1 pseudogene is annotated in these 300 nt (G+C 61.7%); it reads left to right on the top strand.

From position 1 onward, the window contains the following. Positions 1-300: pseudogene (locus QP415_RS11365) on the top strand (hypothetical protein); the annotation flags it as partial.

Genomic DNA, 300 nt, shown 5'->3' with positions numbered 1-300 from the left:
ACCTATCGGCGTGCTGATTTACGGGGGGACCACCAACATTTTCACCACCTTCCAGCAGGCCTTCGTCCTCTGGCGCATGCCTACGCCCGGTTCGCCCGCACACGACCGCCTGATCGAGAAGAACAAGGGCAAATACGCCACCTACCGCAGCGAGCGCGAAGGCCAATATCAGAACCACCTGGCCGGCCTCGGTGTTAGCGACGACGAAGTAAAGTCCGCCGCCACAAAGATTTCGAAGGCTGCCGCAAAGGGCGACGAGGACCCAGAATCCGCCCTCGAAGGCCACCCCAACGCGGATGC

Source organism: Pauljensenia sp. UMB3104, from assembly GCF_030217285.1.
In the GTDB taxonomy this organism is placed as follows: Bacteria; Actinomycetota; Actinomycetes; order Actinomycetales; family Actinomycetaceae; genus Pauljensenia.
This window is presented reverse-complemented; position numbering and strand designations above follow the sequence as displayed.